Here is a 6357-nt window from a genome sequence, read left to right as displayed (position 1 = left end):
TGATGAAAGCATAAAGCGCAAAGAAAGAGGCACTTATATTGAAGAGGCATAGCACCGCTATGGTGATTCAATAAATATATGTTAAGTGTCTATTTCAAAGTGCTTTATGATTGGAATAGATTATCTAATGCATATTTCAGGGTAAACCTGTAACTAAATAATTGTAGGATGCAATCATTTCGTCACACCATCATTCGCAGCATGGCCTTGCTGATGGTCATGATTTCCTTGGGGGCTTATGCCCAGGATGCCAAAGAAATAATTCGGAAAGCAGATCAAAAGCGGAGAGGAGATGTAGCCACCGCTACCATGACTATAAGCATCATCCGACCTTCCTGGTCAAGAGATATGTCTATTAAATCCTGGTCTATAGGGACCAAGTACTCTCTCATATTAGTTACGTCACCTGCCAGAGATAAAGGCACCGTTTTTCTGAAACGCGACAATGAGATATGGAATTGGATACCAACTATAGAAAGAAACATAAAATTACCACCCTCCATGATGATGCAGTCATGGATGGGTTCTGATTTTACCAATGACGATCTAATCAAGGAATCCTCAATAGTAGAAGACTACACACACAGCATTGTTGGCGACTCACTAATAATGGGCAGAGCGGTGTACAAAATTGAATTGATACCTAAACCAGATACACCAGTGGTCTGGGGTAAAATTTATAGCTGGATAGATAAGCAGGAGTATATAGAACTGAGATCCGAACTCTACGATGAAGATGGATATCTGGTCAACGAGGTCATATTCCTGGAAATAAAACCACTTGGAGGACGATTATTGCCCTCCGTGATGGAATACATCCCTGCAGACAAGGAGGGACATAAAACAGTCATAAAATACCATGAAGTCAACTACGATGCTCAGCACGACGTGAACTTTTTCTCCCTACAGAACATGAAACGGATAAGATGATGTACCTAAAGCTGGCATGGCGCAACATATGGCGGAATAAACGGAGGACGTTCATTACAATGGCCTCGATAGTTTTTGCCGTACTATTGGCGATTCTTCTCAACTCTGTCAAAGAAGGGGTATTGATCAAAATGCAGGAAAATGTGGTTTCCTTTTATACCGGAGCAGTACAGCTACACAAAGCCGGATACTGGGATGAAAAGACCCTGGACAATTCTATGACCTACAGTGATTCATTGGTCGCTCAGGTAGTAAATCATCCTGATGTTGATGCTGCCATAGGTAGATTGGAATCATACGCCTTGGCAGCATCCGAAAAGTACACCAAAGTATGTATGGTCGTGGGCATAGAGCCGGAAAATGAAACGCTGGTGACGTCTCTGGATGAAAAAATCGTTGCAGGTGACTATATCCTCAGCGACGATAAGGGAGTCCTTGTGTCAGAAGGCCTGGCCGAATATCTTAAACTAACGGTAGGAGATACTTTGGTGATTATTGGACAGGGATATCATGGAGTAAGTGCGGCAGGCAAGTTTCCAATAAGGGGCCTGATCAGGTTCGCCAGCCCTCAGCTAAACCGCACCATGGTTTATCTACCCATGACACTAGCACAGCAACTTTTTGGTGCACCAGATAGAATTACAGCTTTGGTACTGAACGTGGACGACGTGAGCGATGCAGATCGAATTGAAAGAGAATTGAGCTCTGAGGTAGGAGCTCATTACGAAGTAATGGGCTGGAAGGTCTTACTGCCGGAGTTGAACCAGGTATTAGAAGGAGAGCGGGCAGAAAATGTAATCTTTCTGTTTGTACTCTACATGCTGATCGCCTTTGGCATATTTGGTACTGTCATTATGATGACCATCGAACGGCAATATGAATTTGGTGTGTTGGTAGCTATTGGCATGCGAAATCTAAAATTATCAGGCGTGGTGGTGATGGAGAACATTATGATCTCCGTGATGGGTGCTATTTTGGGTACCTTGATAAGCATACCTGTAGTAGGCTATTTCTACAAATTCCCCATTAGAATATCGGGTGATTTGCAAAAAGCATATGAGAATTTTGGCTTCGAGCCCATCTTCTATTTTTCCATCGCCCCTAAGATATTTTATAGTCAGACCGTAGTTATATTTTGTGTGGCTCTGGTGCTTTCATTGTACCCTCTATTGAAAATAACAAGACTAAAACCTGTAAATGCGATGCGGACTTAGGTCGTTTTCATTCTATTAAAGACAAGAAGGATGTTATTAGTAATTGCTTGGAAAAACATATGGAGAAATAAGGTCAGAAGCCTTATTGTGATGGTGTCTGTGATGATGGGCCTTTGGGCGGGTGCTTTTATCCTGGCCTACGTTTTCGGTATGATCAATCAACGGCTGGAGGATGCCATCGGAAGCGAAATTTCACATCTTCAGCTTCATCACCCAGAGTTTGACATTGACTACGATCCTCAATTCTATTTGGACGATAGCTACTCCCTGATTGAAGAAATAGGAGCCAATCCAATGGTTGAAGCAGTTTCTGGTCGCGTATTGGTCTATGGGATGGTAGCCTCCGCCTCCAGCAGTACGGGTGGTAAGTTGATTGGGGTTAATCCTGACAAGGAAAACCATGTGACACAGTTGGGAAGCAACGTAGTGGAGGGAGAGTATCTGCTTCCTACGGATAAAAACAAAATCATAGTAGGCAAGAAGCTGGCAGATAAACTAAAGCTAAAAATACGCTCAAAAATTGTGCTTACATTTCAGGATGTAAATGGCGATATAGTCGCCGGAGCCTTTCGGGTCAAGGGCATTTTCCGCAGTTACAATTCCACCATAGAAGAAGGTAATCTTTATGTCAATCATGCGGATTTGTCCACTCTATTGAAAACAAATGGTCAGGTACATGAAATTGCCGTGTTGATGTACAATGGAGAAATGGTAAAAGAGTATGTCTCCAGCTTGACGCAACAGTATCCCGGCGCTTTAGTTGAAAGTTGGAAGGAGCTTTCCCCCGAATTGGGGCTCATGATCGATTCATTGGATCAGTATATGGTCATATTTTTTGTGATTATCCTGTTGGCTCTGTCCTTTGGCATAGTCAATACCATGCTCATGACCGTACTCGAGCGAGTAAAAGAGATAGGCATGCTCATGGCTATCGGGATGAATAAAATCAGACTATTTGGGATGATTTTCTGGGAAACTATTTTTATGGTTTTGATAGCCGCTCCTTTGGGATTATTACTGGCCTATGTCACCATATACTGGCTGAGCATCTATGGATTGGATCTCTCTGCCATCTATCAGGAGGGCTATGCCGCATATGGTTTCAAACCAATCATTTACCCAAAACTGGAGGCGATCTACTATTACAGAATAATGACATTGGTAATCATTACAGCCATTATGGCTTCAATATATCCGGCGATAACGGCACTGCGACTTGACCCGGTAAAAGCGATAAGAAAAATTTGATGAGGAATTTAAATATATCAACCTATGGAAACTTCTAGCCACGAAAATTGTGTAATACACACGGAGGATCTGACAAAGATCTATGATGAAGGTGCTGTTCCAGTGAAAGCGGTTGACAATGTTCATCTACATATAGAAAGAGGTGAATTTACTGCGCTTGTAGGCCCCTCAGGCTCTGGTAAGACCACATTGCTCAACCTGATAGGGGGATTGGATAAACCTACCTCAGGCAAAGTATGGGTGCATCAGGTCGATATGTCCACCTTGAGCAAAAACGAATTGATAGATTTCAGACTCAACAATATTGGCTTTGTGTTTCAGGCGTATAACCTGATCCCAGTCCTTACCACCACAGAGAATGTCGAGTTTGTGATGCTTCTGCAGAAAAAGGACAAGGAAGAACGAAAATCCAGAGTCAACCAACTGCTAAAGGAAACTGGCCTTGAAGACAAAGCCGACAAACGCCCTTCAGAATTGTCAGGTGGTCAGCAACAGCGTGTTGCTGTAGCCAGAGCGCTGGCTTCTAAACCCCAGTTTGTGTTGGCAGACGAACCAACAGCCAATCTGGATTCCAAGACAGCAGAGAACCTGTTGGACATGATGGCTCGGTTGAATCAAGAAGAGGGCATGACCTTCATTTTCTCCACCCATGATCAGCGGGTCATTGATCGAGCCAGGAGAGTCATTACCCTTGTAGATGGTGCTATCGCTTCTGATGAAGTCCGTGAGGAGGTAGCCATGGCAACGTAAATCCTTCGAGATGAAGCTCAGGGCTCTATATTTCTTTCTGTTTTTAGTCAGTATACATTCCATGTATGCACAAGAAATTGAAAAGCCCAAAAACTGGCAGCTCAATGGCTATGTCAAAGATCTAATGACGGTCAATGTAGGAGCAGATTCAACAATGGTGGACAACCTCATTCACAACAGGATGAATTTCAAATGGTATCCGACCGAAAAATTAAATTTCTATTTTGAAGTTAGAAACCGGATTTTCCATGGTGATCTGGTCAAAAGTATTCCACAGTATGCCGATTTCGTTGACGTTGGCAATGACTATTTCGACCTGTCATATCAAACACCCAAAGGCAAGTCATGGCTGTTTCAGAGCATGATCGACAGAGCCTATCTCGAATGGTATGGCAACGAATGGGAAATAAGACTTGGTAGACAGCGGGTGAATTGGGGGGTAAATTTGGTGTGGAATCCAAATGACCTTTTCAATGCTTATTCATTTTTTGATTTTGACTATGAAGAACGCCCAGGTAGTGACGCTATAAGGATAAGAAAATATATAGGGTATGCCGGAAGTCTGGAATTGGTTTCAAATTTTAGTGAAGAGATAGATGAAGTTGTGATGGCCGGAATGTGGAAGACCAATCGTTGGAATTACGATTTTCAATTTTTGTCCGGCAAGGCACGTGAAGATTTAGTTTTGGGCATGGGGTGGGCCGGAAGTATAGGAGACGCAGGGTTCAAGGGAGAAGCCACTTACTTTTACCCATACACAAATGAGAGATTTCTGGATGAGGCTCTGTTGGCATCGCTGACGGTAGATTACTCATTTGAAAACTCGCTGTATCTCAATGGATCTGTGCTGTTCAATTCGGATGGCTCTGAAAATACTTCCTTTGATGGATTGGCCTTCGCTTCATCGGGCCTACTGACCGCCAGGAACCTATCACCCTTTAAATATTCGACCTTCGTTCAGGCCGGTTATAGTTTTCATCCACTGATCAATGGTGGTTTGGCTGTTATTTATTACCCGAGTTCCCGAAATACAGTGTTTATAAACCCAAACGTAACCTTCTCTGTAAAACCCAACCTCGATCTCGATCTAATTGGCCAGTTCTTTCTGGATGACCAGCTGGGCGAATATCGGGCTATAGCCAAGCTATTTTATGCAAGAGTAAAATGGAGTTTTTGAAGGTAATAATTAGTTGTCCGATATTTAGGTACGGCTATAATTCCAGTCAAACGAGATTTTCATCTGTATGAAATTAGTTTTTATTAGCCATATCGGTCTGCCGAAGCGAGAACCTCTCTCGGCGGGGAACCGATGACATAATTTTTCCATGTTTGATGAATAATTATCATATAAGTCTCATCTATCAAAAATAACGAATCGAAAAAAGAGAATAGTGTAGCAAGTATCAAGCGAAAACCAATTCTTAAAGAATCCTTCCAAGAGTAGTAAATAAATCAAAAACAGTTGTAATATTGTTACATATAATGTAATTTTGATACCTTAATGAGAGTGGTAAGCCGTAAGAAACTTGTTGACTATTATAGTAAGCATTCAACAAGTAAAGTAGCATTAGAAGATTGGTATAAAAAGGTTAACAAAGCGAAATGGATTAACCTCAATCAGCTTAAGAATGATTTTCTGAGTGCTGACTATGTAGGAAATAACCGTGTGATATTCAACATTAAAGGAAATGATTTTAGGCTGGTAGCTATCATAATTTACGTCTCTCAGAAAGTTTATGTTAGATGGATAGGTACTCATGCTGAATACGACAAAATAAACGCAAAGGAGGTATAAGATGAACTCAATTAATTCTATAAATGAATATCAAGAAGCACTAAAAAAGATTGATGTGCTTATCTCGAAAGTGGGAGACAATCTTTCTTATGATAACCCAGAATTTGTTATGTTGGATCGACTTTCTGATTTAGTGGCAGACTATGAGGATGAAAATATCAAAATTGAAACCCCTTCTCTCATTGATGTTATCAAGCTAAGAATGTATGAAATGGGATTAAAACAAACAGACCTTGCCGATACCCTCCAAGTTCCGAAGGCAAGAGTAAGCGAGTATCTAAGAGGTAAAAGAGATATTACTTTAGATGTAGCAAGGAAGCTTCATAGAGAACTTAAAATTGATGGTGACATTATATTACAGTAGACGCACAAAACAATACTCAATTTTTATATTGAAGCTACCTAATCTATGACTAAGTA

The 6357-nt window shown here is 41.4% G+C and carries 7 protein-coding genes; all 7 read left to right on the top strand.

Annotated elements, in window-relative coordinates:
* Positions 1-168 precede the first annotated feature (168 nt).
* A complete protein-coding gene (locus ABJF11_RS00580) occupies positions 169-930 on the top strand; it encodes an outer membrane lipoprotein-sorting protein (protein ID WP_348117169.1) in 762 nt (253 codons plus the stop codon).
* Complete coding sequence (locus tag ABJF11_RS00575) at positions 927-2144, top strand: FtsX-like permease family protein (RefSeq protein ID WP_348117167.1); 1218 nt, start codon at positions 927-929, stop codon at positions 2142-2144. The genes ABJF11_RS00580 and ABJF11_RS00575 overlap by 4 nt, the downstream gene beginning before the upstream one ends.
* 30 nt (positions 2145-2174) lie before the next feature.
* Positions 2175-3392 carry an FtsX-like permease family protein gene (locus tag ABJF11_RS00570; RefSeq protein ID WP_348117166.1) on the top strand — a complete coding sequence of 406 codons (1218 nt, stop codon included), beginning with the start codon at positions 2175-2177 and terminating at the stop codon, positions 3390-3392.
* A gap of 24 nt (positions 3393-3416) precedes the next feature.
* Positions 3417-4142: an ABC transporter ATP-binding protein gene (locus ABJF11_RS00565; protein WP_348117164.1), complete on the top strand. Its 726-nt coding sequence runs from the start codon at positions 3417-3419 to the stop codon at positions 4140-4142.
* A 61-nt stretch (positions 4143-4203) separates the two neighbouring features.
* A complete protein-coding gene (locus ABJF11_RS00560; RefSeq protein WP_348117163.1) occupies positions 4204-5319 on the top strand; it encodes a hypothetical protein in 1116 nt (371 codons plus the stop codon).
* 324 nt (positions 5320-5643) lie between these two features.
* Positions 5644-5937 (top strand): type II toxin-antitoxin system HigB family toxin, encoded by a 294-nt coding sequence (locus ABJF11_RS00555; protein WP_348117162.1) that lies wholly within the window; start codon positions 5644-5646, stop codon positions 5935-5937.
* Between the two features lies 1 nt (position 5938).
* Complete coding sequence (locus tag ABJF11_RS00550; RefSeq protein WP_348117161.1) at positions 5939-6301, top strand: helix-turn-helix domain-containing protein; 363 nt, start codon at positions 5939-5941, stop codon at positions 6299-6301.
* The last annotated feature ends 56 nt before the right edge of the window (positions 6302-6357 follow it).

Source organism: Reichenbachiella sp. (assembly GCF_039941815.1).
Taxonomy (GTDB): Bacteria; Bacteroidota; Bacteroidia; order Cytophagales; family Cyclobacteriaceae; genus Reichenbachiella.
The sequence above is the reverse complement of the archived record's forward strand: the minus strand, read 5'-3'. Positions and strand labels throughout refer to the sequence as shown.

Bases quoted from the DNA above. Each gene is read 5' to 3' on its own strand.
- ABJF11_RS00580 (WP_348117169.1), top strand. From the start codon at position 169: ATGCAATCATTTCGTCACACCATCATTCGCAGCATGGCCTTGCTGATG.
- ABJF11_RS00550 (WP_348117161.1), top strand. From the start codon at position 5,939: ATGAACTCAATTAATTCTATAAATGAATATCAAGAAGCACTAAAAAAG.
- ABJF11_RS00565 (WP_348117164.1), top strand. From the start codon at position 3,417: ATGGAAACTTCTAGCCACGAAAATTGTGTAATACACACGGAGGATCTG.
- ABJF11_RS00570 (WP_348117166.1), top strand. From the start codon at position 2,175: ATGTTATTAGTAATTGCTTGGAAAAACATATGGAGAAATAAGGTCAGA.
- ABJF11_RS00575 (WP_348117167.1), top strand. From the start codon at position 927: ATGATGTACCTAAAGCTGGCATGGCGCAACATATGGCGGAATAAACGG.
- ABJF11_RS00560 (WP_348117163.1), top strand. From the start codon at position 4,204: ATGTATGCACAAGAAATTGAAAAGCCCAAAAACTGGCAGCTCAATGGC.
- ABJF11_RS00555 (WP_348117162.1), top strand. From the start codon at position 5,644: ATGAGAGTGGTAAGCCGTAAGAAACTTGTTGACTATTATAGTAAGCAT.